Origin of the sequence: Streptomyces sp. NPDC088766 (assembly GCF_044750845.1) — a bacterium.
Lineage (GTDB): Bacteria > Actinomycetota > Actinomycetes > Streptomycetales > Streptomycetaceae > Streptomyces.
In genome coordinates this window covers 19,004-43,689 of the sequence record NZ_JBIVKQ010000027.1, presented here as the reverse complement: position 1 = coordinate 43,689, position 24,686 = coordinate 19,004, and the positions used below count along the sequence as shown (strand labels likewise).

General features: G+C 71.8%; 18 protein-coding genes and 1 pseudogene. 14 read left to right on the top strand and 5 right to left on the bottom strand.

Annotation, left to right across the window (positions count from 1 at the left end; genetic code table 11):
• The first annotated feature begins 68 nt into the window (after nt 1-68).
• The 5 genes from ACIP5W_RS29785 (at nt 69) to ACIP5W_RS29765 (ending at nt 4,958) form a co-directional block, all read left to right on the top strand.
• On the top strand, nt 69-884 hold the full coding sequence (locus tag ACIP5W_RS29785) for an SAM-dependent methyltransferase (RefSeq protein WP_401480114.1): 816 nt from the start codon (nt 69-71) through the stop codon (nt 882-884).
• Nucleotides 885-1,065: 181 nt separating this feature from the next.
• Nucleotides 1,066-1,320, top strand: a complete 255-nt coding sequence (locus tag ACIP5W_RS29780; RefSeq protein WP_401480111.1) for an EF-hand domain-containing protein — start codon at nt 1,066-1,068, stop codon at nt 1,318-1,320.
• A gap of 99 nt (nt 1,321-1,419) precedes the next feature.
• Entirely contained in the window at nt 1,420-2,898 is a 1,479-nt protein-coding gene (locus ACIP5W_RS29775; protein ID WP_401480108.1) for a glutamate--cysteine ligase, read from the top strand.
• 198 nt (nt 2,899-3,096) lie between these two features.
• Complete coding sequence (locus ACIP5W_RS29770; RefSeq protein ID WP_401480105.1) at nt 3,097-4,341, top strand: hypothetical protein; 1,245 nt, start codon at nt 3,097-3,099, stop codon at nt 4,339-4,341.
• Nucleotides 4,342-4,679: 338 nt separating this feature from the next.
• Nucleotides 4,680-4,958, top strand: a complete 279-nt coding sequence (locus ACIP5W_RS29765; RefSeq protein ID WP_401480102.1) for a hypothetical protein — start codon at nt 4,680-4,682, stop codon at nt 4,956-4,958.
• A gap of 48 nt (nt 4,959-5,006) precedes the next feature.
• On the opposite strand, the gene ACIP5W_RS29760 is transcribed toward ACIP5W_RS29765, so the two are convergent.
• Complete coding sequence (locus ACIP5W_RS29760; protein WP_401480099.1) at nt 5,007-7,469, bottom strand: tetratricopeptide repeat protein; 2,463 nt, start codon at nt 7,467-7,469, stop codon at nt 5,007-5,009.
• A 232-nt stretch (nt 7,470-7,701) separates the two neighbouring features.
• Between ACIP5W_RS29760 and ACIP5W_RS29755 the strand changes: the two genes are divergently transcribed.
• Complete coding sequence (locus ACIP5W_RS29755; RefSeq protein ID WP_401480096.1) at nt 7,702-10,782, top strand: AfsR/SARP family transcriptional regulator; 3,081 nt, start codon at nt 7,702-7,704, stop codon at nt 10,780-10,782.
• A gap of 416 nt (nt 10,783-11,198) precedes the next feature.
• Nucleotides 11,199-11,606: a hypothetical protein gene (locus tag ACIP5W_RS29750; RefSeq protein ID WP_401480093.1), complete on the top strand. Its 408-nt coding sequence runs from the start codon at nt 11,199-11,201 to the stop codon at nt 11,604-11,606.
• A gap of 153 nt (nt 11,607-11,759) precedes the next feature.
• On the opposite strand, the gene ACIP5W_RS29745 is transcribed toward ACIP5W_RS29750, so the two are convergent.
• Nucleotides 11,760-12,038, bottom strand: a complete 279-nt coding sequence (locus ACIP5W_RS29745; RefSeq protein ID WP_401480091.1) for a hypothetical protein — start codon at nt 12,036-12,038, stop codon at nt 11,760-11,762.
• Nucleotides 12,039-12,377: 339 nt separating this feature from the next.
• Here ACIP5W_RS29745 and ACIP5W_RS29740 point away from each other — a divergent pair, with 339 nt between their 5' ends.
• Nucleotides 12,378-14,294: a glycoside hydrolase family 5 protein gene (locus ACIP5W_RS29740; RefSeq protein ID WP_401480088.1), complete on the top strand. Its 1,917-nt coding sequence runs from the start codon at nt 12,378-12,380 to the stop codon at nt 14,292-14,294.
• Between the two features lie 62 nt (nt 14,295-14,356).
• Here ACIP5W_RS29740 and ACIP5W_RS29735 read toward each other — a convergent pair whose 3' ends face one another.
• The gene (locus ACIP5W_RS29735; RefSeq protein WP_401480085.1) at nt 14,357-15,169 is read right to left on the bottom strand and encodes a VOC family protein; all 813 of its coding nucleotides are present in this window, start codon (nt 15,167-15,169) and stop codon (nt 14,357-14,359) included.
• Nucleotides 15,170-15,531: 362 nt separating this feature from the next.
• On the opposite strand from ACIP5W_RS29735, the gene ACIP5W_RS29730 reads away from it, so the two are divergent.
• Nucleotides 15,532-16,266 carry a hypothetical protein gene (locus tag ACIP5W_RS29730; RefSeq protein ID WP_401480082.1) on the top strand — a complete coding sequence of 245 codons (735 nt, stop codon included), beginning with the start codon at nt 15,532-15,534 and terminating at the stop codon, nt 16,264-16,266.
• Nucleotides 16,267-16,283: 17 nt separating this feature from the next.
• Here the strand turns inward: ACIP5W_RS29730 and ACIP5W_RS29725 are convergent, their stop codons facing one another.
• Nucleotides 16,284-17,975 carry an MFS transporter gene (locus tag ACIP5W_RS29725; RefSeq protein ID WP_401480079.1) on the bottom strand — a complete coding sequence of 564 codons (1,692 nt, stop codon included), beginning with the start codon at nt 17,973-17,975 and terminating at the stop codon, nt 16,284-16,286.
• A gap of 550 nt (nt 17,976-18,525) precedes the next feature.
• Here ACIP5W_RS29725 and ACIP5W_RS29720 point away from each other — a divergent pair.
• On the top strand, nt 18,526-19,515 hold the full coding sequence (locus tag ACIP5W_RS29720) for an aldo/keto reductase (protein WP_401480076.1): 990 nt from the start codon (nt 18,526-18,528) through the stop codon (nt 19,513-19,515).
• Between the two features lie 36 nt (nt 19,516-19,551).
• Nucleotides 19,552-20,556, top strand: coding sequence for a RimK family alpha-L-glutamate ligase (locus ACIP5W_RS29715; RefSeq protein ID WP_401480073.1), 1,005 nt, complete (start codon nt 19,552-19,554; stop codon nt 20,554-20,556).
• A 799-nt stretch (nt 20,557-21,355) separates the two neighbouring features.
• On the opposite strand, the gene ACIP5W_RS29710 is transcribed toward ACIP5W_RS29715, so the two are convergent.
• On the bottom strand, nt 21,356-22,702 hold the full coding sequence (locus ACIP5W_RS29710; RefSeq protein WP_401480070.1) for an RICIN domain-containing protein: 1,347 nt from the start codon (nt 22,700-22,702) through the stop codon (nt 21,356-21,358).
• A 361-nt stretch (nt 22,703-23,063) separates the two neighbouring features.
• Here ACIP5W_RS29710 and ACIP5W_RS29705 point away from each other — a divergent pair, with 361 nt between their 5' ends.
• The 3 genes and pseudogenes from ACIP5W_RS29705 (at nt 23,064) to ACIP5W_RS29695 (ending at nt 24,682) form a co-directional block, all read left to right on the top strand.
• The gene (locus ACIP5W_RS29705; RefSeq protein ID WP_401480067.1) at nt 23,064-23,237 is read left to right on the top strand and encodes a hypothetical protein; all 174 of its coding nucleotides are present in this window, start codon (nt 23,064-23,066) and stop codon (nt 23,235-23,237) included.
• Nucleotides 23,238-23,252: 15 nt separating this feature from the next.
• Nucleotides 23,253-23,885, top strand: a pseudogene (locus ACIP5W_RS29700) (helix-turn-helix transcriptional regulator).
• A 164-nt stretch (nt 23,886-24,049) separates the two neighbouring features.
• Nucleotides 24,050-24,682, top strand: a complete 633-nt coding sequence (locus ACIP5W_RS29695) for a DUF6058 family natural product biosynthesis protein (RefSeq protein ID WP_401480064.1) — start codon at nt 24,050-24,052, stop codon at nt 24,680-24,682.
• Nucleotides 24,683-24,686: the final 4 nt, after the last annotated feature.

Here is a 24,686-nt window from a genome sequence, read left to right as displayed (position 1 = left end):
CCGTGGCCGTTGGGACGTACGTTGTGCGGTGGAACCTGCACGCCTCGGCTGAAAGACGGACACCACCCATGAGCGACTCAGCGACGCCGCCCGGATCGTCGGTGCACCAGAAGATCGACACCTCGGTGCCGCACTCGGCCCGGATCTGGAACTACTGGCTCGGCGGGAAGGACAACTACCCCGTGGACGAGGAGGCCGGCGACGCCTACACCGCCGTCTTCCCCGGCATCGTCACCATCGCCCGCAGCAGCCGGGCCTTCCTGCGCCGCAATATCACCTACCTGGTGTCCGAGGCGGGGATCCGGCAGTTCCTGGACATCGGCACCGGCCTGCCGACCGCCGAGAACACCCACGAGGTCGCCCAGCGGATCGCCCCCGAGGCCCGGATCGTCTACGTCGACAACGACCCGATGGTCCTGGCGCACGCCCGCGCCCTGCTCTACTCCACCCCCGAGGGCGCGACCGCCTACATCGACGCCGACGTCCTCGACCCGGACCGCATCCTGGCGGCGGCGGCCGAGACGCTGGACCTCAGCCGGCCCACCGCTCTCATCCTGAGCAACATCCTCGGTCACGTGGCCGACTACGACCAGGGGCGCGAGCTGGTGACCCGGCTCATGGGGGCCCTGCCGTCGGGCAGTCACCTCTCGATCAACGACGGCTCCCGAGGCGTCGACCCCGTCTTCGAGGCGGCCCAGGACGCCTACAACGCCAGCGGCGCCGTCCCGTACAACCTGCGGACCGTCGAGGAGATCACCTCGTTCTTCGACGGGCTGGAGCTGATCGAGCCCGGCGTCGTCTCCGTGCCCTTCTGGCGTCCGGACCCCTCCGGGCCGGCCCCGGAGGTCGTCGCCGAACACGGAGGCCTCGCCCGCAAGCCGTGACCCGCTACGGTACCGGCGGCGGAGAACCCGGACGGGAGCGCGAGCGCTGCCGTCCGGGAGCGGGCCGGGGCCTTCCCGTGCGCCGACGAGCGATCGCCGGGGACCGGGGACCGCGGACCGGGGACCAGAAACCGGGGCCCAGGGGCCAAGGGCCAGCAGACATCGTGAACGGGGAAGCATCATGAGCGACAAGGCGCGCAAGCTGTTCGAGGCACTCGACCTCGACGCCGACGGGACGCTGACCCGCGAGGAGGTGATCACCGCGCTGTACACGAAAGGGCCCACCCTGGCCGCCTCCGGGGACCTGCCGTCCTGGGCGCTGGGGGACGCCGACGCCTCTTCCGCCCTGTTCGACGCGGCCGACCAGAACGGGGACGCGGTGCTCAGCCTGGAGGAGTTCACGGCGGTCGTGGACCGGCGCTTCGGCTGGGGCTGACACCGGAGCCGGCAGTCGGCTCACGTGGTCGGGGGCGCCCGGTGGTGCGACGCTGGACGGGAGAGCTGTCCGAGACAGACCCGGACTCCGGGAGGCCCCATGGGACGGGACGTCCCGGCGATGGTCTTCACGCGCGAGGACCGGCGCCGGTACCGGATCAAGATGCAGGAGTGCCTCGACGCGTTCGCCCGGATGCTGCGCGAGGCCCGGTTCGCGTCCGAGCGGCCCCGGGTCGGGCTGGAGATCGAGCTGAACCTGGTCGACGACGCGGCCGAGCCGGCGATGCGCAACAGCGATGTGCTGGAGGCGATCGCGGACCCGGCCTGGGACACCGAGCTGGGCCGGTTCAACCTCGAGATCAACGTGCCGCCGCGCCGTCTGACGGAGGGCGGCCCCGACGCGTGGGAGTCCGAGATCCGTGCCGCGCTGAACCACGCCGACGAGCGGGCCAGGTCGGTCGGCGCACAGCTGATCATGATCGGTATCCTGCCGACGCTGCGCCAGGAGCACATCGGCGAGTCCGCGCTGTCGGAGAACCCCCGCTACCGGCTGCTCAACGACCAGGTGTTCGCGGCGCGGGGCGAGGACCTGCGCATCGAGGTGGACGGCGTCGACCGGCTGCGCACGTACGCGGACACGATCACCCCGGAGGCCGCGTGCACCAGCACCCAGTTCCATCTCCAGGTGTCCCCGGAGGAGTTCCCCGCGTACTGGAACGCGGCGCAGGCCATCGCCGGCGTGCAGATCGGACTGGCCGCCAACGCGCCGTTCCTGTTCGGCAGGGAACTGTGGCACGAGACCCGGATCCCCCTGTTCGAGCAGGCCACCGACACCCGTCCGCAGGAGATCAAGGTGCAGGGGGTACGGCCCCGGGTGTGGTTCGGGGAGCGGTGGATCACCAGCGTCTTCGACCTGTTCGAGGAGAACCTGCGCTACTTCCCCGCGCTCCTGCCGCTGTGCGACGAGCAGGACCCGACGGAGACGCTGGAGCGCGGTGACGTCCCCGAGCTGGCCGAGCTGACCCTGCACAACGGCACCATCTACCGCTGGAACCGCCCGGTCTACGCGGTCGCCGACGGCACCCCGCACGTCAGGGTGGAGAACCGGGTGCTGCCCGCGGGCCCGACCGTCGCCGACACCCTGGCCAACGGCGCCTTCTACTACGGCCTGACCCGCGCCCTGGTGGAGGAGGAACGGCCGGTGTGGTCCCGGATGTCCTTCGCGGCCGCCGAGGAGAACCTGCACACGGCGGCCCGGCACGGCATCGAGGCGGCCCTGTACTGGCCGGGGACGGGCGAGGTGCCGGTGCCCGAGCTGGTCCTGCGTCGGCTGCTGCCGCTGGCGCACCGGGGCCTGGAGCTGACCGGGATGGACACGGCCTGGCGGGAGCCCCTGCTCGGCATCATCGAGCAGCGGTGCGTCACGGCCCGTAACGGCGCGGTCTGGCAGAAGGAGATGTTCCATCACCTGGCCGCCTCCCCCGGTGTCGGCCGCGACGAGGCGTTGCGGCGCATGACGCGGCAGTACATCGACTACATGCATCTCAACGCCCCGGCGCACACCTGGCCGGTGGACTGACGGGAGAGCCGGCCGGCGGACGTGGTCCGCCGTCGGCGGGTCGCGGAGGCGGAGGCCGTAGGACGGTGCGTGCGTACCGGGTACGCCGGCCGCCGTTCCGGACAAGGGAGCTGCAAGGAGACTGCAAGGAAAGTGCCGTGCACGACGGGCAGGTCCCCTTCGGCTGCGGTGGCGCAGCCCTGAGCGATGGGGGAGCGCGTGTCTGTCGGAATCACGAAACCAGCCCTGATCGAACAGGGGCACTGGCTGACCCTGCGGGACTGCAAGAGGGTGCTGGTGGTCGCCCACACGGTGACCTTCGCCCAGCGGTTGCGTGAGGTCTTCGGCCTGCTGGAGGCCGACCTGCGGATCCAGCTGGTCTTCACCACCCCGCCGCACGCCTTCGGTGCGGGAGTCGGGCGGTATCTGCGGGAGATGGGCATCACCACCGTGTCCTGGGAGGATGCGCTGGAGGCCGAGTTCGATCTCGCCCTGGCCGCCGGCTCCCGCGGTGTGCACCGACTGCGCAGTCCGGTCGTCCGTGTCTCGCACGGGGCCGGGCACATCAAACCCCTCACCGACATCGGCTCGCTGCCCCCGGGAGCGGAGCGTCCGCCCGGGATGCTGAGCCGTCGGCACCTGCTGCACCAGGGCCGTGTGGTACCGGCTGCGATCGTCTACGCCCACGATCGCGACCTGGCGGAACTGGCCCGCACCTGCCCGGAGGCGCTGCCCGTGGCGCACGTCCTGGGAGATCCGTGCGTCGACAGGATCACGGCGGGCATGCCCCGGCGTGCGGACCACCGCCGGGCGTTGGGCATCGACGAGGGGCAGCGACTCGTCGTCGTCACCTCCACCTGGGGACCGTCGTCCACCTTCGGGCGGCTCGACTCCCTGCTGCCGCAGCTGCTGGGGCAGTTGCCGGGCGGACGCCACCGGATCGCGCTGCTGGTCCATCCGAACGTGTACGCCGGTCACGGCACGTGGCAGGTGCGCAGCTGGCTGGCCGGCTGCCGCGACAGCGGAATCGCCGTCGTGCCGCCGGAGGCCGACTGGCAGACCCTGCTGATCGCAGCCGACTGGATCATCGGCGACCACGGATCGCTGACCGCGTACGGCACGCTGACCGATGCCGCCCTGCTGCTCACCGCGGCAGCCGGACGGCAGGTGGCCCCCGGCTCCCCGGCGGCACTGCTGACCGGGATCGCCCCGGTGATCTCCCCCGTGCACCCGCTGGCCGAGCAGTTGGAGTACGCGGCGTGCACGCGCCGCCCGGATCAGTACGACCAGGTGGCCGCCTCGCTGTCGTCGGTACCGGGGCAGTTCCACCGGCGGATGCGATCGGTCCTGTACGGGCTCCTCGGGCTGGGCGAGCCGGCCCTGCCGCCCGTGGTGGCTCCGCCACCGGCACCTCTTCCGCTCACGCGGTGGGAGATCTCCGCCGGCCCCGGTTCGCCGCGGTGAGGCGGGGGCTGCCGGAGCCGTTCCCCGACGGCGCCTGGATGTCGGTGTGCTTCACGGGACCGGAGGAGAGTGCCGGGCCGCAGGCCGCACGCCCCCGCCGGGCCGGTCTCCGCACCCGGTCGGTCGCCGTGCTCGCCTCCGTCGTCTGGCACACGGAGTCGGCGCGAGGCCGGGCTCACGTACGTCTCGACGCGCCGTCCGGCCCGAACGGAGACCTCTCGTGCGGGTCGCTGCCGCCCTGTACGCACCCGCCGGGCCCACTCCCCTGCGACGTGCACCTGTGGGCGGAGCCCGGCGCGACGCACCGGTGGGGCCTGGTGGAATGTGCCGATGTGCTGGTGAGCCGTACACCGTCGTCCCCCGCCGGGGCGCGCTCGCGGGTGGCACACCTGCTGGCACGTCACCCCGGTTGTCTCGCGGCGGCGGTGCCCGAGCCGGGCACCGGGTGCTGGGTGGGCGTACGGGGCGGGCCCCACGGCGTGCGCTACGCGCGCCCCGACACGGGTGACTTCACGGACCGGGCCGCACCGCTGATGGCCGCCGCGCTCGTGCATGCCTGGGTGGCGGCGGGGCGGGCACCGGCCGCCCTGCGCTCCATCGCTCCGGCCGACGGGTAGCCGTCGTCCCGTCCGGACGGCGTCCGGGACCGTCGGCCGCGGCAGGTCTCACAGCTGCCGCAGCCGACGGTCCACACGCTCGGCGTGGTCGGGGCTCACCCGTCGTAGCAGGTCCCGGGCCGCCTCGTAGTGGGCGACGGCGTCCACCGTGTCGCCCCGTGTCTCTGCCGCCTCGGCGAGCCAGACCAGGGTGCGCCCCTCCCAGTGTTCGGAGCGGGCCGCGCCTGCCCGGAAGCTCACGAGTGCCTCCCGCAAGTGGTGCGCCGCCTCCTCGTGCTCGCCGCTGCGCTCCAGGACGTGGCCGAGGAGGGCTCGGACCCGGGCCGCCTCGTACCTCTCCTCCAGCGACTCCAACTCGGCTCGTGCCTGCCTCAGATGCCGTACCGCCGTGCCCAGGTCGCTTGCCGCCAGGGCGGTTTCGGCCAGGCGTCGCCGGGTCAGTGCCACTCCGCGCCGGTAGCCGATCGACTCTCTGAGCCGCAGGGCCTTGTCGAAGTGACGGCGGGCGTCGTCCAGACGACGGGTCAGAAGGGCGATGTGCCCCAGCCCGTTGAGGGCCTGGGCCTCCTGCCGTACGTCCCCGTCCGCCAGGGCCAGTTCCCGTGCCTGCCGGTACCAGTCGGCCGCCTCCGCGTACCGGCCCGCGTCGCGCAACCCGATCGCGCCGGAGGTGAGCATCCGGCCCTCGCCCGCCCTCGATCCGCTCCGGCGTGCCGCGTCGAGGCCCAGCCGATGCGCCTCGATCCACATGTCGGTGGGACGGAACCTCAGGAAGAGTGGCCAGATCAGGTCGGCCAGACGCCAGCAACTCGTGTCCAGGCCGGCCTCGGCGCAGTGCCGAAGAGCGCTCATCAGTCCGTTGCGGTGCGTGTCCAGCCAGGCCAGCGCCTCCTCGGGACCGGCGAGTGGGGTGGGAGCGACGGTCCTTGCGGCGGCGCCGTGCTCCGGCATCCGGTGGCTGGGCGTGAGGATGGCCTCCGCCACCGCGGCGGTGGCCAGACACCAGTCGACGAAGGCGTGCAGGACGCGTCCGCGCAGGTCCTCACCCTCCTCGGCCTCACCGCGCCGGCGTGCGTGCGACTGCACGAGGTCGTGGAAGCGGTAGCTCCCGGCGCCGGTCTCCTCCAGGAGGTTCGCCTCGAGGAGCGCGTGCACGGCGGTGTCGATCGCGGCGGTGTCGATCGCGGCGGTGCCGGACGCCCCGCCCGACGTCCGGTGGCCGCCGTCGGCCACGGCTGCCAGCAGGTGGAGGTCGTAGTGGTCCGTGGGCAGCAGCCCCATCCTCCGGTAGAGCACCGCGCTCTCCTCGGGCAACAGGCCGTACGACAGGTCCAGAGCCGTTCCCATCACCGCTTCTCCTTCGATCCGCAGGGTGTCGACGGCGCCCCGCGTCCCGGACAGCGCTTCGGCGAGGGCGGACACGGAACGGTGCGGGCGTACGGCGAGTTGGGCGGAGGCCAGGCAGACCGTCAGCGGCAGACGCCCGCACAGCCTCACCACCTCGTGGGCGGCGGCGGATTCCCGCGTCACCCGCGCCCCGCCGCCCACGGCCAGGAGCTCGACGGCCGATTCCGCCGGAAGCCCCTCCATCCGGTGCACGGACGCCCCGTCGACCCGCAGACCGGTGAGGTTGCTCCTGCTGGTCACGACGGTGAGTCCGGTGGGTGTGCCGGGCAGGAGCGGCCGTACCTGGGCCGCCGTGAACGCGTTGTCCAGCAGGACCGCGATCCGCAGTCCCGAGGTCAAGGAGCGCCACAGGGCGCTGCGCCCTGCCGTGTCGGCCGGTACGGAAGGTGCGCCGAGCGCGATGAGGAAGCGCTCGAGGACCGTGCCCGGGGAGACCGGCCCGGAATCGTCGTCGGCGGCGTGACCGCCGAGGTCCGCGTAGAGCGTGCCGTCGGGAAAGTCGTGCGCGTGCCCGTGCAGCCAGTGTGCGGCGAGAGCGGTCTTCCCGACGCCGGGCAGTCCGCTGACGACCAGGAGCTGGGGTGCGTGCGCCGGTCGCTGCGCGCGCAGTGTGTCCAGAACGTGCCTGTCGTGCTCGCGGTCCACGAACTGTGCCGTGACCGGTGGCAGTTGGCGGGGAACGGGGTGACGGGGACGGTCCGCTCCGGGCGGCAGGTGGAAGTGAAGTCCGTGGATGTCACGGGCCTGCACGCTGGGGCCGTGGATCACGGAAGTCCCGCCGACGACGTTGGCCGTCGAAGCGGGCGGAGGCTCCGGTGGCGCCGCTCCGTGGTGCCGGAGCCACGAGGTCACGGCGAGCCGTGTGCCGGCATCACGCGAGGCAAGGGCGTCCAGTTCCCGGGCGAGGCGGCGCAGTGCCCTGCGGGTCCGCTCGGGCCGGATGCCCTCGTCCGGGGGCCAGAGGCCGGACACGGCGGGGTCCGCGAATGCCGCGGTCCGGACGACCTGGGCCAGCGCCCGCCAGGCGGGGGACCGTCTGTCCGCGTGGCAGGCGTCGATGGCCGTCGACAGCGCCTCCAGCCTGCTCGTTGGGGGAACGTGCACCCGCATGGCTCCTCTCGACGCGTCCGGCGATCGTGTCGTCCACCCGTCCGGCGCGCGTACGCGTTGTCCGGCCCGCTGGAAATCACTCCCCGCTTTCGGTGACGCGTGAACAAGAGCACTTGTTCGCCGGTCACTTCCGGACTCAGCCAATATCCGTCTGGTCATCCTCAACAGGAACATGACACGCTCTACGGTCCAGCCGACAGAAAGCGCTACCGGCGGGAGGACGCTGGTGGAATGGGAAATCCGCCTTTCGGGTTCGGTCGACGTACGGGCCGCCGGCCAGCGCAGCGATCCGGGCTCCACCAAATCCCGTCTGACGCTGGCCGTCCTCGCCTGGGAGGCCGGCCGGACCGTGAGCATGGACACCCTGATCCACCGCGTCTGGGACGACCACCCGCCGGTCAAGGCGAGGGAGGCGCTGCACACCCATGTGTCGCGCATCCGCAGCGCCCTGCGCGTCATCGACGGAGCCGACGCGCCCGCGATCGTCAGCCGGACGAACTCGTACGCGTTGCACGCCGACCCCGACCACGTGGACCTGCGCTGCTACGCGAACCGTGTCGGCCAGGCCCGTTCGCTGCGGCAGGACGACGCGGAATCGGCCCTGCTGCTGCTGAGCGAGGCGGAGGACATCTGGCACGGCGAGCCGCTGACCGGGATCACCGGCTCCTGGGCGGAGCACGTGCGGACCACCGTGGCCGAGACACGTCTCGGCGCCGCGATGACCCGGGCCGAGATCCTCATCGGCATGGAACGGTTCGCCGACGCCGTCCCCGTCCTGCTCCCCCTGGCGGAGGCGCATCCCGTCGACGAGGCTCTGATCGAGCAACTGGCCCTGGCGCTCCACGGGAGCAGTCGTACCGCCGAGGCGACCAGGCTGCTGCAGCGGACCCGGCAGCGCGTCATCCGCGACATCGGCCTCGACGCCGGACAGCGACTGCACCGCGTCCAGCAGGGGATCCTGTCGGGGGCGCCCGCCGCGGCGCTGCTCGGGCACACGGCAACGGTGTCGCGGTCACACGCCGGCCCTCCTCGCCGGGTGCCGGACAACCTGCCGCGCGACGTCCCGTGGGTCGGCCGTCGTGACGAACTGCGGCGGCTCACCGCGGCCCTCTGCGAGGGGGACGAGGCGGGAGGCACGGTGGTCGCCGTGGAGGCCATCGACGGCATGGGCGGTGTGGGCAAGACCTCCCTGGCCGTCCACCTGGCCCATCGGCTGCGGGACCGCTTTCCGGGCGGCCGCCTCTTCCTGCACCTGGGCGGACACGCCTCGGACCGGACGGCACCGACTCCGGCCCGGGCGCTCACCGAGCTTCTGCGCCTGCTCGGCACGGACGCCAAGGACCTGCCGCACGAGACCGACGAGCTGGCGGCGCTGTGGCGTGCGGCGGCCCGCGAGCGGCGCATGCTGGTGATCCTCGACGACGCGACGGGCCCCGGCCAGGTCCGCCCACTGCTCCCCGGCGCCTCCCCCACCGCCGTCGTCGTGACCAGCCGGAGGCGGCTCCCCGGACTGCCGGGGGTGCGACCGGTCTCCCTGGACGTCCTGCCCCGGGACGACGCGATCGCCCTCTTCGAGCAGCGTCTCGGGGCGCGACGCGGCGCCAGGCAGTCCGAGATCGCCGAGATCGTCCACATCTGCGGTTTTCTGCCGCTGGCCATCGAGATCGCCGCGAGCCGACTGCTCACGCACCCCTCGTGGACCACCCGCGACCTGCTGGCCCAACTGACCGAAGGCGCCGGAAGCCTCGCCGAACTGCGCGACGGCGAACGGACGATGACCCACGTCTTCGCACTGTCGTACCGTGCGCTGAGCCCTGAACAGCAGTTGGTCTTCCGGCGGGCCGGGCTGCACTTCGGGACGGAATTCGGACCACCCGCGGTCGCCGCACTGTCCGGCCTCTCCCTCGGCACGACCGAACGCGTACTGGAGGAACTCCTCGTCAACCACTTGATTTCCGAGCCGGCGCCGCATCGATTCACGATGCATGATCTTCTTCGGGTGTACGCGCGATCATTGACCGACGCCGACGAGTTCGAATCTTCCGACGATTCTCGACCGTGCATGCGAAGACTCGTGGATCACTATGTCGCCACCGCCGACCGAGCCGACCGACTGGCCTATCCGTTCCGCTCTCGCATGACCGTCGACCTGGACGGTTCTCGCATCAAGCCCCGGCGGGAGATCACCGACGCGCACGCGGCCGAGGAATGGCTGATCACCGAAGGCGGCAATCTCCTGGAAGCGCTGACCTGGATCGCGGAACACGGGCCGGAACACCAACTGGCGAACAGCGTGCACGTACTGGCCGGTTTCCTGGACATGGAAGGACACCCGTCCATCGCCGAGCCGCTGCTGCGCCGGGCCGTCACCCACTGGGACGGCACGGGTGACGAGGCGTCGAAGGCCCGCGCCCTGCTGGACCTGAGCACGGTGTACACCCACAGCTCGCGCTACGAGGAGGCGATCTCGGCCGCCCGCGCGGCCCTGACCACCGCTCGCGCCCTCGACGACACCGCGCTGGAGAACGGGTGCATCCACCAACTGACGGTGCCCCTGTGGCAGACGGGCCGTTACAAAATCGCCCAATCGCTCCAGAAGAAATCCCTTGAGTTGCTCAAGCAAACCCAGGACAAGCTCCAGACGGCCCGCAGCGAGAACCTGTTGGGAATAACCCACCTCCATCTGGCCGAGAGCGACGAGGCGCTCGCCTGTTTCCGGTCCACCCTCTCCGCATTCAGAGAAATGGGCGACGACCGGGGAATTTACAGCACCCTCAACAACCTGGCGGAGCTGCACCGGAAAGCAGGAGAACCAGGAACGGCGGAAAGGTTCTACCGCCAAGCAATAAGTGTGGCGGCCGGAATGGGAAGTCGGCGGGACAGTGCCACTCTTCACATGAACCTGGCGAGCGTGCTGGAGGCGCTGGGAAAACCGGACGAGGCCCGTGAGCTCTACGAGCGGATCCTGCCGGTGCTGCGCGATGTCGGGGACCTGCGCGCGGAGGCCATCACGCTCAACGGGATCGGCAGGGCCCACCGCGCGGCCGGCCACGGCGAGCGCTCCCTGAGCCGCCACTTGGCCGCACTCGTCCTGGCCCGGCGCATCCACGCCGCGGGCGAGGAGATCGACATCCTCCACGACCTCGCCCAGGCCGAGCACGACGCGGGCCGACTGGCTCAGGCCGTGGCCCACCTGGAGGAGAGCCGGTCCCTGAGCAGGCGCGTCGGCGCCTCCTCCGAGGAGGTTCGCGCGGCCCGCGCACTGGAGCGGATACGTGAGCGGCCCGGCGGACTCGCCGAGCACTGAAACAGCTGACACGCGCACAGATCCCCGCTCCCCGAATTCTTCTCGTACGGGGCGCGCACGCCCTCCGGGAGCCGCTACGATCATGCTGCGGAGGCCGGTCAGGAATTCACCGGCACATCACCGCGCGCACATACGCGCCTTGAAGAGATTGTCATAAAGGAGCCACCCGCACGTGAAGATTTACGCCGCCATCGCGCTGACCTGTATCGCATACTTCGTGATGGCAAACGAGATATCGCGCCCCATCACCGGCGCCTGACGGACACCACATCCGGCGTCCTGGCCTGAGTGCGGGTCCTGCCGAAACGGTTCCCCGACCGGCCGTCCTCCGCGGAGGACGGCCGGTTGACTTCTCCCCCCGCCGGTGCGACCCCTGGGACGATGAGGCTCCGAACACGCGGCAGGGGGACTCAGACGTGGATCCGATCTCGGCGGGACTTCTCGTGGCGATGGCGACCGGCGCGGGCGGTGAGGCGGGCCGGCAGCTGTGGGCGGTGCTGAACCGTCTGGTGCGCGGCAGGCCGGAGGACCGGGGTTCACCCGCGGTGGCAGCCGGTGAGGCCGAACTGGTCGCCCTGAGCCAGGCTCCGCACGACGAGGAACGAGCACGGGCGCTGAGCGCGGTCCTGCTGCACCGGGCGGAACAGGACGCGGTGTTCCGGGCGGACCTGGCGCAGTGGTGGCAGCGGGCTCGGACACTGAGCACCGGGCAGGGAGAGACCACCAACACGATCAGCGGAGGCACGCAGAGGAGTCAGGTCCTCCAGGGACGCGACTTCTCCGGCATCACCTTCAACGGTCCCGGTGGGCCGTCTGCGGAGTGACCCGCCCTCGCACCGACGGCCACGAGCCGCCCGGCCGCTCCTCCCGCTCCCGTGCGGTGGCCGCGTCGGGCGGGCGCCGTACGGGAGCGGGCGGCGATAGGTGCCGCGGGCGTCTCGCGCGACGGCGCACGGACCCCGTGCGGGGAAGCACCCTCAGCCGGCAGGCCGATCGGGGCGCCCGGCCGGTGCGTCCGGTGCGTCCGGTGCGTCCGGTGCGTCGAACAGTTGCACGCCGATACCGGCCAGGACCAAACCCGTGGCGATGAGCAGACTCTGAGCCAGGGCGACGCCGGTGACCAGGGCGGCGACCCCGGAGGTCAGCGTCCACCGGGCCCCGGTACGGCGGCGCCGGCGAGGCCGCGCGGGTCGAGGACCGGTGGGCGGGAACCGTCCCTCGAGGACGGCCGGGCACTCGTCGTCGGACTGCGGCACGACGCTCCTCCCCTCCCGGGCGATCCGGAGCGCGGCCCTTCCGGGGTCCGGTCGTCCGCAGGGCGTCGACTCGGCCTGCCGAGGTGTTCCAGCGGCTCCTGTTCCGATGCCCAACTGGCTTATTTCCTGGGAAAGTAGAGGCAAACTCCACCGCCGGCAGGCGTCGGCCGCTCACCCTGCCCTGCCCTGCCCGGCCCTGCCAGAACTGCGGCTGCGGCTACGGCTACGGCTACGGCTACGGCTGCGGGGTGGCTGACATCAGGGTCGACCCGACCGGTGTTCCGCCATAAGGTGACAGCCGCCGGTAGCCGACTCCCCTCCCCCGCCACAGAGGATCCGATGCCGACCCTCAAATTTGTCAAGTCCCTGACAGTGATGTCGGTGGTGGTCACGCTGCTAGTCACCGCCCCCACCCCCTCCACCGCGACCGCCGCCTCCGTCGCACCCGGGGTCCCGCCCCGATCGGTCCCCTCGGTCCCCTCGGCCGTCGACGCCTGGCAGCCGCCGCTGTCCACCCGCGGCCGGTACGTCGTCGACGCCGAGGGCCGGCGCTTCCGCCTGAAGTCGGCCAACTGGGACGGCGCGCAGGGCTCGTGGACGGGCAGCGGCACCGACCACCACGCCGGGCAGAACTCCCACGACATCCCCCTCGGCCTGGACCGCGCCCCGCTGTCCGCCCTGCTCGCCGACTTCCACGCGCTCGGCATCAACAGCGTCCGGCTGCCGTTCTCCAACGCGATGATCCGCGCCACCGCGCCCGTCCCGGACTCCGCCGTCACGGCGAACCCGCAGCTGCGCGGCAGGACACCGCTCCAGGTCTTCGACGCCGTCGTGGCCGCCCTCACCCGGGACGGGTTCGCGGTCGTCCTCAACAACCACACCAACACGTCCCGTTGGTGCTGCGGCATCGACGGCAACGAACGCTGGAACAGCAGCCGGTCCACCCGGCAGTGGGCCGACGACTGGGTCTTCATGGCCCGCCGCTACGCCGCCGACCCCCGGGTCGTGGGCGCGGATCTCTACAACGAGGTACGCCGGGACCTCCTCGACGACCCCAACTGGGGCCTGGGCGACGCCCACGACTGGCACGCCGCGGCGCAGCTCGCCGCGGACCGCATCCTCACCGAGGCCAACCCCGGCCTCCTCATCGTGATCGAGGGCATCAACTGGACCGGCCTGCCCGTGGACGGGCTGCCCCACGGCCGGCCCACGCTCACCCCCGTCCGGGCGCTCTCGCACACCCTCGTGGACGCCCACAAACTGGTCTACTCGGCCCACTTCTACGGCTACACCGGTCCCCGGCACAGCGGCGCAACCGGCATCGGCGAGACCCACGACGCCCGTTACCAGGACCTGACCCGCGAGCAGCTGTACCAGGTCCTCGCCGACCAGGCCTTCTTCGTGACCGCGGAGGGACAGCACCACACGGCACCGGTGTGGATCAGCGAGTTCGGCGTCGGCTCCGGTGAGACGGGCGCCGCCGCCCGCACCTGGTTCGGCAACATCACCGACCACTTCGCCGACCGGGACGCCGACTTCGCCTACTGGCCCCTGGTCGGCTGGGAGGGCCACGACGACTGGGCCCTGCTGCGCTACGACCCGGCGGGGCGGCGGTACGGCATCCTCGACCCGGGCGACTGGCGCGCCGCCGCCTGGAACCACCTCATGACCGCCGCGAGCCGCACGGGAACTGTCGCACCGGTGCCTGCCTGGCGCATGCTCACCACCGACCACGGCGACGCCGTGCAGTCGTTGCGGGAGCGGGCGGCCGGCGACTGGGACCCGGGGGCCCGCAAGGCCGTCTGTCCCGACGGCCTGCGTCTGATCGGCCTCAGCCACACCGGCGTGCGGGCCCTGTGCACCGACGTGACGACGGGCGGCCTGCGGGCGGACGGCGACGCCCGGACGGTCGTCACCGACGAACGTCATGTGCCCGCGGGGGGTGACTGGGCGAGCGGCTACACCAAACTCCAGTGCCCCGCGGGTGAGTTCCTCATCGGCCACAGCCGCCGGGGTGACCGGGTGTCGGCGGCACTGTGCGCGCCCGCCCGCGTCGCCCTGGGCCGCACGGGCCGTACCGTCTGGTTCGACCGGAACGACAACCGCCCGGCCGACGGTGCCGGGGGCGACTTCGCCGTCGGACGCCTCAAGGGGCAGTGCGCGGGCGGCGAGTACGCCGCGGGAATCGCGTTCACCACCCGCCTGGGCAGCGCACCGGGTCTGGCGGCGCTGCTGTGCGTGCCGTTGCCGGCCTGAGCGCAGGACGAGCGGCTCAGCCCGGGGAGGACAGGCGGCCGTGCTCGCGCAGGACGAGCGGCTCAGCCCGGGGAGGGCGGGGTGAGCACCACGAAGTCGGCGCCGGACGGGTCGAGGCAGACGGCGAGCCGTCCGACGCCCTCCGCGTCCACCGGCCCCGTCTGCACGCTGCCGCCGTTCCCGGTGACCGCGGCGACGGCGGTGTCACAGTCGGCGACGGCGAACACCGGATGCCAGTACGCCCGCCCCTTCGCCAGGGAGAGGTCCTCCTCACGGACCTGCATCAGCCCGCCCTGCATACGGTCCTCGGGCAGCCCGGCCGGGGTGATGAGGGTGTACGTGCCCCCGTCGCCCGGCATCTCCATGTCGCTGAACTCCCAGCCGAAGACCGCGCCGTAGAACTGCCTCGCGGCGGCCGCATCGCTCGTGTACAGCTCGGTCCAGGACAGTGAGCCCGGCTCGTCGGCCAGTTCGAAGCCCGCTTGCCTCCCCGGCTGCCAGGCCGCGAACCGGCCGCCCGCGGGGTCGGTGTACTGCGCCGCCCGGCCCCACTCGCCGAGGTCCCTCGGGGGCACCCGGACCGTGCCGCCGGCGCCTTCCACCGCCCGGGTGGTGGCGTCCGCGTCGGTGACCGTGTAGTAGAGCATCCAGGCCGAGCGGGCGCCCTCCTCGGTCAGCTTTCCGAGCCCGGCGACGGTCCTGCCGTCCTTCCGGAACATCCCGCCTTCTCCGTCCCCGCCCGCGCCCCCGCCCTCGCCCATGGACTCGAAGTCCCAGCCGAGCACCGCGCCGTAGAAGGCCGCGGCGGCCCGGACGTCGGGGGCACCGAGGTCGAGCCAGCAGGGGGAGCCGGGAGTGGGGTCGGTAGTGATCACGACGGTTCCCTTCCGCGGATTGCGTGTCGTTCCAGCGTGACACCGGCCGGCGACGACCGCGCGCCGACCGGGTGGCGGAGCCGCCGGGCCGACACCACGGCGCCACACCGCTCGCGAGGTGGCCCGAGCCCTCAAGGCCTCCCCAAGACCTGGCAAAACCTCGGGAGAAAGCGGAGGCTTTGACTTCGCTTTGAGCAACCGGTGATCAATCTGTGGCCTACATCCATCTAAGGTCGCTCCGGGCTCGGTGATCTTCCGGCCCCGCAGGCCCGGCCCCGGGGTCCACACGCGCTTCCGCGGCGCGCTCACCCCCGGCCCCCACCCGGACCCGGCGCACGTGCACTTCAGTTTCGAGGACTTCCATGCGTCTCCCGTCCCCCACCGCCAAGATGCTCGCCGTCGCGGCGCTTCCCCTGGCCCTGGTCGCGTGCTCCGCCGAGTCCGCGGACTCCACCGGCGCGTCCCCCGCGGCCGCTTCACCGTCACAGGCCAAGGACCCCAACGCCGGTCTCCTGACGGGGGCGCAGCTGAAGGAGGCGCTGGCTCCCGCCTCGTACTTCCCCTCCGGCTTCGCCGCCGACCCGAGCCTCGCCCGCGACACCGGGGACACCTACCAGGCACCGGCCACCCACGACTCCGCCCAGCCGCACTGCGCCGACCTGGGGGCCACGAGCTGGATCAGCCTCACCGGTGTGGAAGGCGTCTCGTTCGCCCAGAACTCCTACATCAACCAGAACACGTCCGCCGAGCTCGACCAGGAGATCGACGTCTACCGCGACAGCACCGCCTCGGACGTGCTGAAGGGCCTGGCGGCCGTCGTCGCCGCCTGCCCGACCTACCCGGACTCCGACACCCACAGCACGGTGACGGTCACCGGCGCCGCCACGCCCGGGCTCGGGGACGGGGCGTACACCATCACCCTCACCAACAGCGCGTGGGAGAGCGGCACCACGCTGATCGCCGCCCGCGCGGGCACGGCGGTCGTCAGCGTGCTGTCCACCGACGGTGCCGACAACGGGGCCGCGAGCGCGAAGAAGCTGACGTCCCAGGTCCTGTCCTCGCTGAAGAGCGGGAGCGGCACGGCCGGCCAGGGCTGACCGGACCGCCCTCTCGGTCACCGCTCCCTGCGGATGGAGGCGCGGGGAAGTCGTAGTGCCACCAGGAAGCCGATCACGGCCAGGGCTCCCATCCCGAGGGCCGCGACGGTCAACGCCTCTCCCCGGGCCCGGGCGTTGATCCGTACGAGTTCGTCGGCCGCGGCCCCCGTGATGCCCCGGGCCGTGAGCCTCGCGCGTACGGCGTCGTCGGTCACGGCGGTGATCTGGACCTGGTGCTCGACCGTGTGCGTGACGAACCGCTTCTGACCGGAGGTCAGGACGTCGCTGTCGTCCGCCCCCGCCTCGAACGCGAGGAGCAGCGCGGTGGTCATGAACGCCCCGGCGAGGGCGACCCCGAACGAGCTGCCGAGGTAGGTGGCGGTGCGGGAGAGTCCCGTCACGTCGCTCACCTCGTCCGGAGGAACAGCCGACTGGACCAGGTCGGTCGCCGTCGTGGCCATGCCGCGGCCGAGTCCGACGAGGAGGAGACCCGGTGCGAGCGCCAGGCCCATGGCCGACACGTCCTGCTGGTGCGGGTCGAACATCACGGCGATGGCGACGCAGCCGGCGGCCATGAAGAAGAACGCCCCCAGCTGGGCCGTACGGTGGGTCATCCGTCCGCTGCCGATGAGCCCGGCGGCCGCGGATGCCGCCACCGCCAACGCCACCGGCACCACGATCAGCGTGACTCCGCTGCGCAGCGCGTCGAAGCCCACGGTCGTCTGCAGGAAGACCGGGACCAGGAAGAGCACGCCGGTGGGCACCAGGATCTGCATCACCAGGGTCAGGGTGCCCACCCGGACGGTGCGGTCGCGCAGCACCGACAGCCGCACCAGCGGGTCCCTGCCGCGCTTGGTCAGGTGACGCTCCCGTCCGGCGAACACGGCCAGGACCACCAGTCCCACGCCGGCCAGCAGGGGCACGGGGGACACCTGGCCGCGGCGGAGCAGGGTGGTGCCGAAGACCTCGAAGTCCTGACGGTCCTTGAGCAGGCCGTACCGCCCTGCCAGCAGGGTCGCGACGACGAGCAGCCCGAACCCGACGGCGGACAGCACCGCCCCGAGGGCGTCGAAGCGCTGTTCGGGGCGCGCTCGCGGCAGCCCGGGATCGGGCGTCCGCCGCATGAGCACCACCACGGCCAGCGTGATGACGGACGACAGGAGGAACGACACCCGCCAGTTCAGGTAGTTGGTGATCAGCCCGCCCACCACCGGGCCTGCCCCCGACGCGATCCCCGCGGTCATGCCCAGCGTGGACAGGACCTTCGTACGGGTGGCTCCGGTGAAGGCCTCGGTCAGCATCGACACCAGGGCGGGGAGCATCAGTGCCACCCCGACTCCCTGGAGCACGGACCAGCCGACCAGCATGAACGGCAGGGTCGGGCCGAGGGCGGTGACCATCGCGCCGAGGGCGAAGATCTCGCCGCCGACGACGAAGGCCCGCCGGTACCCGTGGCGTGCCCCGAGCTTGCTTCCGGTGATCAGGCACGCGGCGACGACCAGCGCGTACAGGGAGATCACCGCCTGCACGCCGGTCAGTGAGGTGTCCAGGTCCCTGACCAGCTCCGACAGCGCCACGTTCATCGCGGTCGAGGTGTAGTTGATCAGAAAGTTCTCGGCGGTGAGAAGGACGAACAGTGTCTTGACCGCCTGTGACGCCGCGTCCCCGGCCTCTCCCCCGATGCGCCCCGCTCTGCTTCGCCTTTTCACGGTCCCGTTCTGCCATCCGATCGTTCTTCCGAGGCAGGCCCCGTCTCCCGGGCCGGCTTTCACCGCCGTCTCGCTCCCGGTCCAGGGTGCACGCCCCGCACCTCCCAGCCCTGCGGGACGCGCCATCGTCCACCGGGGCGCGCCCCCTGCGGCGGGCCCCGGCCGGCCAGGCGCGCGGCCCCGGCGCCACGGGCCCCCGCACCGCCGATGACGTCACCGCACCGCCGGTGACACGGCATCGCAGCCGCGGGCGAGTAACCCGGCCCTCCTCCGGGCCCCACGGACACCTCACCCGGACGGCCCAATCACAGAGGCCGCGGTCACCGGCTGGGGACATCATCGGAAGGAACGCCGAGAGCCCGGCGGCACCGTCCGCACACTGCCGGGAAGGTGGTCCCGACGCAGTGCCGCCCGTGACCGGGCCGAGGTTCGTCGGAGAGGAGGGCTCGGGCGGCCCGGGGTACCGGGGGCGCGACGAGCGCGTCGCCCCGCCCGTTTCCGGCCGGCCCCGCCCGCACATGGCCCGAGCGGCCGGAGAGGACAGGGACGAGTGCGATACACCACGCTGGGCAGAGCGGGTCCCGAGGTCGGCGTCGTCGGCCTGGGGTGCATGGGCATGAGCTCGGGAATGAGCTTCGGCTACGACAGGAAGGCCTCACGGGACGACGCCACATCGATCGCGGTGATCCACCGGGCCCTCGAACTGGGCGTGACGCTGATCGACACCGCGGACGTGTACGGCCCGTACACCAACGAGGAGATGGTCGGCAGGGCGCTGGCGGGCGGCCGCCGCAAAGACGCGGTGCTGGCCACCAAGGCCGGTCTGGCCCTCACCGCCCCCGACGGCGGCTCCGGCACTTCGCCCGGTGCGGTCCCGGACGGCCGTCCCGAGCACATCCGGGCCTCGATCGACGCCAGCCTGCGCCGGCTCGGCACCGATCATGTGGACCTGTACCAACTGCACCGGGTGGACCCGCGGGTTCCGCTGGAGGAGACCTGGGGAGCGATGGCCGAGGTCGTCGCGGCGGGGAAGGCGCGCTGCATCGGCCTCTCCGAGGTGACCGTGGAGCAGGTCGAGCGGGCGCGGAGCGTGCACCCGGTGGCCTCCGTGCAGTCCGAGCTGTCGCTGTGGACGCGGGACCCGCTGACCGCGATGCTGCCGTACTGCGAGGAGCAGGGCATCGCCTTCCTGCCCTTCGCACCGCTCGGACGGGGCTTCCTCACCGGGCGCTTCTCGTCCTTCGACGACCTGCCCGAGGACGACCTGCGGCGTCGGCTGCCGCGCTTCCAGCGCGAGGCGTTGCGCGCCAACCTGGCCATCGTCGGCCGGGTGCGGGAGATCGCCGGGCGGGCGGGAACCACCCTGGCGCAGGTGGCGCTGGCCTGGCTGCTGGAGCAGGGCCGGTACGTGGTGCCCATTCCCGGGACCAGGACCGCCGAGCACCTGGCCGACAACGCCGGAGCGGCGGACGTCAAGCTCGGGCCGGGGGACTTCGCCGACCTGGACGCCTTGCCGGCCCCGGAGGGCGACCGCTACTGAGCCGCCCGCCGCCCGCTTCCCGGAAGGACGCCGCCCATGCCGAGAGTAGGAACCTTCCTGCCGCCCGCCCCCCGCGGCGGGACGACGGTGCCGGCGCACACGGGGGTCGGCAGGATCCCGCCCGACGACCACGCGCTGTTCATGAAGCTGCTGCGGGATCTCACCGACGTCGAGTTCCTGCACGACCTGGACATCCGCCGGTCCTTCATCCGTGACGGCAAGGTGTACTGCGGTGAGGTCTGCCTCAACGACCTCGACCTCTACCTCTGGCACGCCCGGGTGGCCCAGGAGCCCGGCGGCTACGACCTGGAGGCGTTGCGCACGCTCAGCCTGGACGTACCGGTCGTCCCCGACCCGACGCGCTTCTCGACGGGCCTCGACAAGTACCGGGCACACCTGCGGCTGTCCCGGGCGGGACTCCCCGTGCCCGACACGGTCCTGCTCGACCGGCGCGACCCGGCCGCCGCCGCACCCGTCATCGCGCAGTGGGGCCGCGCCCTGCTGAAACCCCGGCGCGGCTCCTTCGGACGAGGGGTCCTGCTGATCGAGGACTTCGCCACCCTGCGGGACCTGGCCGACTACCTGGACCACACGCTCGCGGCGACCACGGAAAGCACCCTCCTGCTGGAGCGCTTCTACCCCAACGACCCCGCGGACTGGGTGGGCACGACCCTCATCAACGGCACGCTGATGTACGGCTACCGCAAGCGCAGCCACCGCTTCGCCCGCCTGTCCGCCGACGCCTCGAAGGTGTACGACCCCGAGGGGATCGGCGGCGACGTCGACGGCTGCGAAGTCCCCGCGGAGCACGCCCGGCTCGCCCGCCACGCCCAACAGGCCCTGGGACTGCCGCTGGTGGGCTTCGACCTGATCCTGTCCGAGGGGCGGCCCGTCATCGTGGACGAGAACACCTTCCCCGGCCTCTACCCGGATCTGTTCGCCGCTGCCGGACGCTCGCTGAGCCAGGAACTCCTCGCCCTCGTGAGCGACTTGACCGGACATCGTCCCGGCGGGGTCATCCATGCCGAAGGAGTGCGGTAGCGGCAGCCGGAGCATGCCGTACCCGGCAGGGCCCGGAGCCACTTCGCCGGCCGCTGGGGTTCCCACCCGCGTCCGAGGAGGGGAGGCGGCTGCACACGTTCACCACCCGCTCCTGGACGCGGCCGCCCGGCGACGGCGAGACCTGTGCGATGATCCGCATGCACTGGGAAGCCGACCGCCCGGCGGACGGCGAGCGAAGGACGGACCACGGGCCGGGAAGCAGGTAAGACCGGCCAGGCCGCGGCGGGCGAACGCCCCGGGCCCCGACGACTCGGAGCGGACGGCGACCGTCTGCCGCCACGGCCGGCGGATCGTCGCCCCACGTCAGCGGGGTGCGCACGTCAGCGGGCAGCGGTCGTGCGGGACGGCAGCCGAACGGGGCACGCACAAGAACCGAGCCACCCGTCCGACCCGGCCCCGCGGAGCCCGCACGCCACACACCCCGGCGGCACTGCGACGTCCGACCTGCGGCTCATGCCGGACTTCCACGCTCCGTAGTGGGCACGGGAATCAGTACGGCACCGGCACATCAGGCCCGGACAGCGCGGCTTGGACAGCGCGGCTCGGCCAGACTCGTCCGCGCCGTCGTCGGCGCCGTCACGCAGGCCCTGGCACCGCCTGCGTGGTGAGCGCACGCATTCCCACGCCCAACACTGCGGCTTCCCACCAAGTACACCCCTGACCTGCGCCTTCCTACGGTGCGGCGACACCTGCGTGCAGCTTGCCGCCGGGTTCGGCGTCGCGACCGCCTGTCGCCACGTGCGCGAGCCCGTTGAAGTGCCCGGCACGCTGGGCTCGGTCAGGACCGCGTGAAGATCCACTCGTGGTTGTTCCGGCTTTCCGGGGCGCAGGGCCAGACGATCAGGTCGCGCGTCGCGTCGTCGGGTTCGTAGGAGTCGAGGCACTGGTTGTTGCTGGCAGCGTTGCGTATCCAGAACGTTCCGTCGGACTGCTTGTCCAGCCACCACAGCTGGTTGTCGTTCGTGGTGCCGTCGCAGGGAAACTCCGTGACCTTGGTGGCACCTCCGACGCCTTGGTAGCCGGGCAGGTCCAAGCACATGCTGTCCATGACGTTGCGTATCTGGAAGAGCGGTACCCCGCCGGGGCCGGCCTTGTCGTAACGCTTCTCGACGTTCCACAGCTGGTTGTCGTCCGTGTTGCTGTTACAGGTGGCATGCGTCACCGGCCCGTCCGGTCGGCCGCTGGTGAAGCCAGGGACATCGACGCAGGTGCGGTTGGTGTTGTTCTTGATCAGCACTCTGGTCAGGACGGCCGGCAGATTGCTCGGCGCCTTCTTCACGACGGCCTTTGTCCTCCGGCTCGGCGAAGGGCTGGGCTCCGCTGCGGGCGCGGCGGGCTTGTCCGCAGTCGGCGTTGCGGACGCCTTCTTCTTCGCGGCCTCCTTCTTCGGGTCCTTCTTCTCCTGCTCGGTCTGCGCGGGGGAGGGTGACTGGGTGGCGAAGACGCCGACCGGGTCTTTTGCCGTGTCCAGGACAGTGTCCGAGCCCACGGTGTCGGTCGCCTTCTCCTTCTCGTCCCTGTCGTTCGCCGTGATCAGCAGCGGGACAGCGACCAGGAGCGCTCCCACCACGGCGGCAGCGGCGAGCACGGGCTTACGCGGGCGGTCGGCCCCGCTCTGGCCGGAGCCGGTCGCGCCACCATCGTCCACGGCGGTCGCGATGGCCTTGCGCTGCCCCTTGGCAGCTGCGGCGGACAGGCCCTGCGCGCCATTCGTCTTGTCGGCGCCCACGCCCTCGGCGCCGGCGGCAGCGCCCTTCTCGTCCTCGCCGGCATTCACGTCATCGCTCGCGGCCTCAGCGGCCGTCGCCTCGGAGCTGTCGGTGCCCTGAGGCTTTTTTCGGGTGGAGGCTTCCTCGGTGTCACCTGCGGTACCCGTCCGCCCCATGGCCGCAGCACCGGCGTTCCGTCCGCCCGTGAAACCGGTGGGCAGGGCCCCTTCGTCAGGGTCGGCCCCCGTCTCCGCTTCGGTCGCCGCGGTCCTTCCCGCACCGGCGCCTTCCGGCGCTGAGGCACTCGAGGGCTTCCCGGCGTCGCTGAGGAATACCTTGACGGCCTCGGCGTCGGGCGTCGCAGCTGCCCGCTCGGGGGCAGTGGGCTCGCTGGACGCCTGCTGCTGGTCAGACATGTACTCTCCATACCTTTCTTCTCGGGCTCGGCCGGAAAGCGCGCGTGGCACGCCGGGTGGTGCCGGGCGTCGACGACACCTGCGAAGAGGCGGAAGATGCCCTTCTCGGCGTCGGCGTCGGCGTCGGCGATCGAGCGACGCGCTGACCGGGACGGCGATTCCCGGGCGGGGGCGGGCTTGACAGGGCTGTGTGAAGAGGAATCACGGCTGGGGGCAGCTTAGTTGATGGTGCATGGGGTCATGTCGCCGCCGTCACGCGTCAGGAGACGGCTCGTGGGACGGAGCCGCTCAGCCCGACGGGCCCTGCTCGGCCAGGTCCACTTCACGTTGGGAGGAGACCGGACGTCATCCCCTGCCGGCAGTGCGCCGGCCCCGCCGTTTCAGTCGGGGCTGCTGGGCGGCCGAGCGGATCCAGGAGCGCTTCCTGCTCGACGCCCCCGGCTGGTACGGCGACGCCGACCGGGTGCCTCACCTGGCCGCGGTCGCCGCCGCGGTGTGGGCGCGGCGGGCGGCGGTACTGCGGTACCGGCGCTGACGGGCGCCGGAGGAGATCGAGCGACGGGTGGAGCCGTACGGGCTCGTCCTCAAGGCCGGCCGCTGGTACCTGGTCGCGGGCGGGCCGTCCGGGATCCGCACCTACCGGGTCGACCAGATCCTCGAGATCCGTCCGCTGGAGGAAGAGTTCGTCGTTCCGGACGGGTTCGACCTTGCCTGATACCGGAACGGCTACCCGGCCGGCTTCCGAGCGCGACTGCACACCGCGGAGGCCCTGGTGCGGCTCACCCCGGAGGGCGCCCGCCGCCTCGGGGTGACACCCACGGGCGACGGATGGACGGAGGCCCGCGTGCCCATCGAGTCGGTCGACCACGCCCACCGAGAGTTCCTGCGGCTGGGCGCCGACGTCGAGGTCATGGCACCGGCCGAACTACGCAACCGCATCGCCGAGACGGCACGAACCCTGGCCACCCGCTACGAAGGGTGTCCCCTGGAAAGGGGGTTCTGCCGACCCGGGCACCAGCCACTCGCACCAGACACCCGCACACGCGTGCAGTACCACCCGATGGGCCTCTTCACCTCCTCTTCACCTGAGGAGGGCGGCGTTCCCGACCGCGCCAAGACAGCGGCGGGCGAGAACCCGGCGCCGGCGGTCGGGGCGATGCCGGGGCCGCATCTCGACGAGTAGTTGTCAGGAGTTGTGGAATCGGTGTGCGGGACTCGGAGAGCGAGGGTGTTTCCACCACCGTGTCGACACCTCCGGACAGTTCGGTGAGGACCGAACTGTGCGGCCGATAGCGTGCGCAGAACCCTGCGGGAGGCGCCCGTGCGGGTGAACGTGAAAGGCCTCTGATGCCAGGGACAGACCTCAAGCAGCAGCTTGCCGACCGTTTCCGCGAGGTCAACGGCGACCATCCGATGACCGATGCCGATGACGCGTACGTGAGCGTGCAGTTCGTTGTCCTGGATGAACTGTGCGCGGCCCGTGGCCGTGATACCGACGAGGTTCGCCGGCTGATGTTGGAGCAGCGCCTGCCGCTGCCGGGATACCTGCGCTCCGACGGTGCGGAGATGGTGCCGCGCGACCTGTTCTCCCTTGCCGACGAGGCGGGCGGCACCGACGGGCTCCGAACCTGGTTCACTGCGCACTGGGAGGACCCGGCCGTCGGCAAGGAGGAGTGGAATTCCTACCTCAGCGGACAGTACGTGTGCCTGCACTCGGTCACCCCGGCCACCATCCAGCGCAAGAACCACTTGACGACGGCGATCAGCTCCGCGCCGAACGAGCCCGATGCCGGTTCAGCACCGTGGTTCGTCCGACTGCACGCTCTGATCGACGAACTCGACGCGCTGGAACCTGCCTTCACCGCCTACGACCGTCTCCGCTTCAACAGTCCTACGTCCCGGGACATCTGCATTGATGCGATGCGGACGCGCTTCCCGCGTTCCGGGTCGGCCGATCGGCTGCTCCTGTCGATAAGTTGAGGTT

Coding starts and splice junctions, on each gene's coding strand:
- ACIP5W_RS29785 (WP_401480114.1), top strand. CDS start 69: ATGAGCGACTCAGCGACGCCGCCCGGATCGTCGGTGCACCAGAAGATC.
- ACIP5W_RS29780 (WP_401480111.1), top strand. CDS start 1,066: ATGAGCGACAAGGCGCGCAAGCTGTTCGAGGCACTCGACCTCGACGCC.
- ACIP5W_RS29775 (WP_401480108.1), top strand. CDS start 1,420: ATGGGACGGGACGTCCCGGCGATGGTCTTCACGCGCGAGGACCGGCGC.
- ACIP5W_RS29740 (WP_401480088.1), top strand. CDS start 12,378: ATGCCGACCCTCAAATTTGTCAAGTCCCTGACAGTGATGTCGGTGGTG.
- ACIP5W_RS29730 (WP_401480082.1), top strand. CDS start 15,532: ATGCGTCTCCCGTCCCCCACCGCCAAGATGCTCGCCGTCGCGGCGCTT.
- ACIP5W_RS29715 (WP_401480073.1), top strand. CDS start 19,552: ATGCCGAGAGTAGGAACCTTCCTGCCGCCCGCCCCCCGCGGCGGGACG.
- ACIP5W_RS29710 (WP_401480070.1), bottom strand. CDS start 22,702: ATGTCTGACCAGCAGCAGGCGTCCAGCGAGCCCACTGCCCCCGAGCGG.
- ACIP5W_RS29695 (WP_401480064.1), top strand. CDS start 24,050: ATGCCAGGGACAGACCTCAAGCAGCAGCTTGCCGACCGTTTCCGCGAG.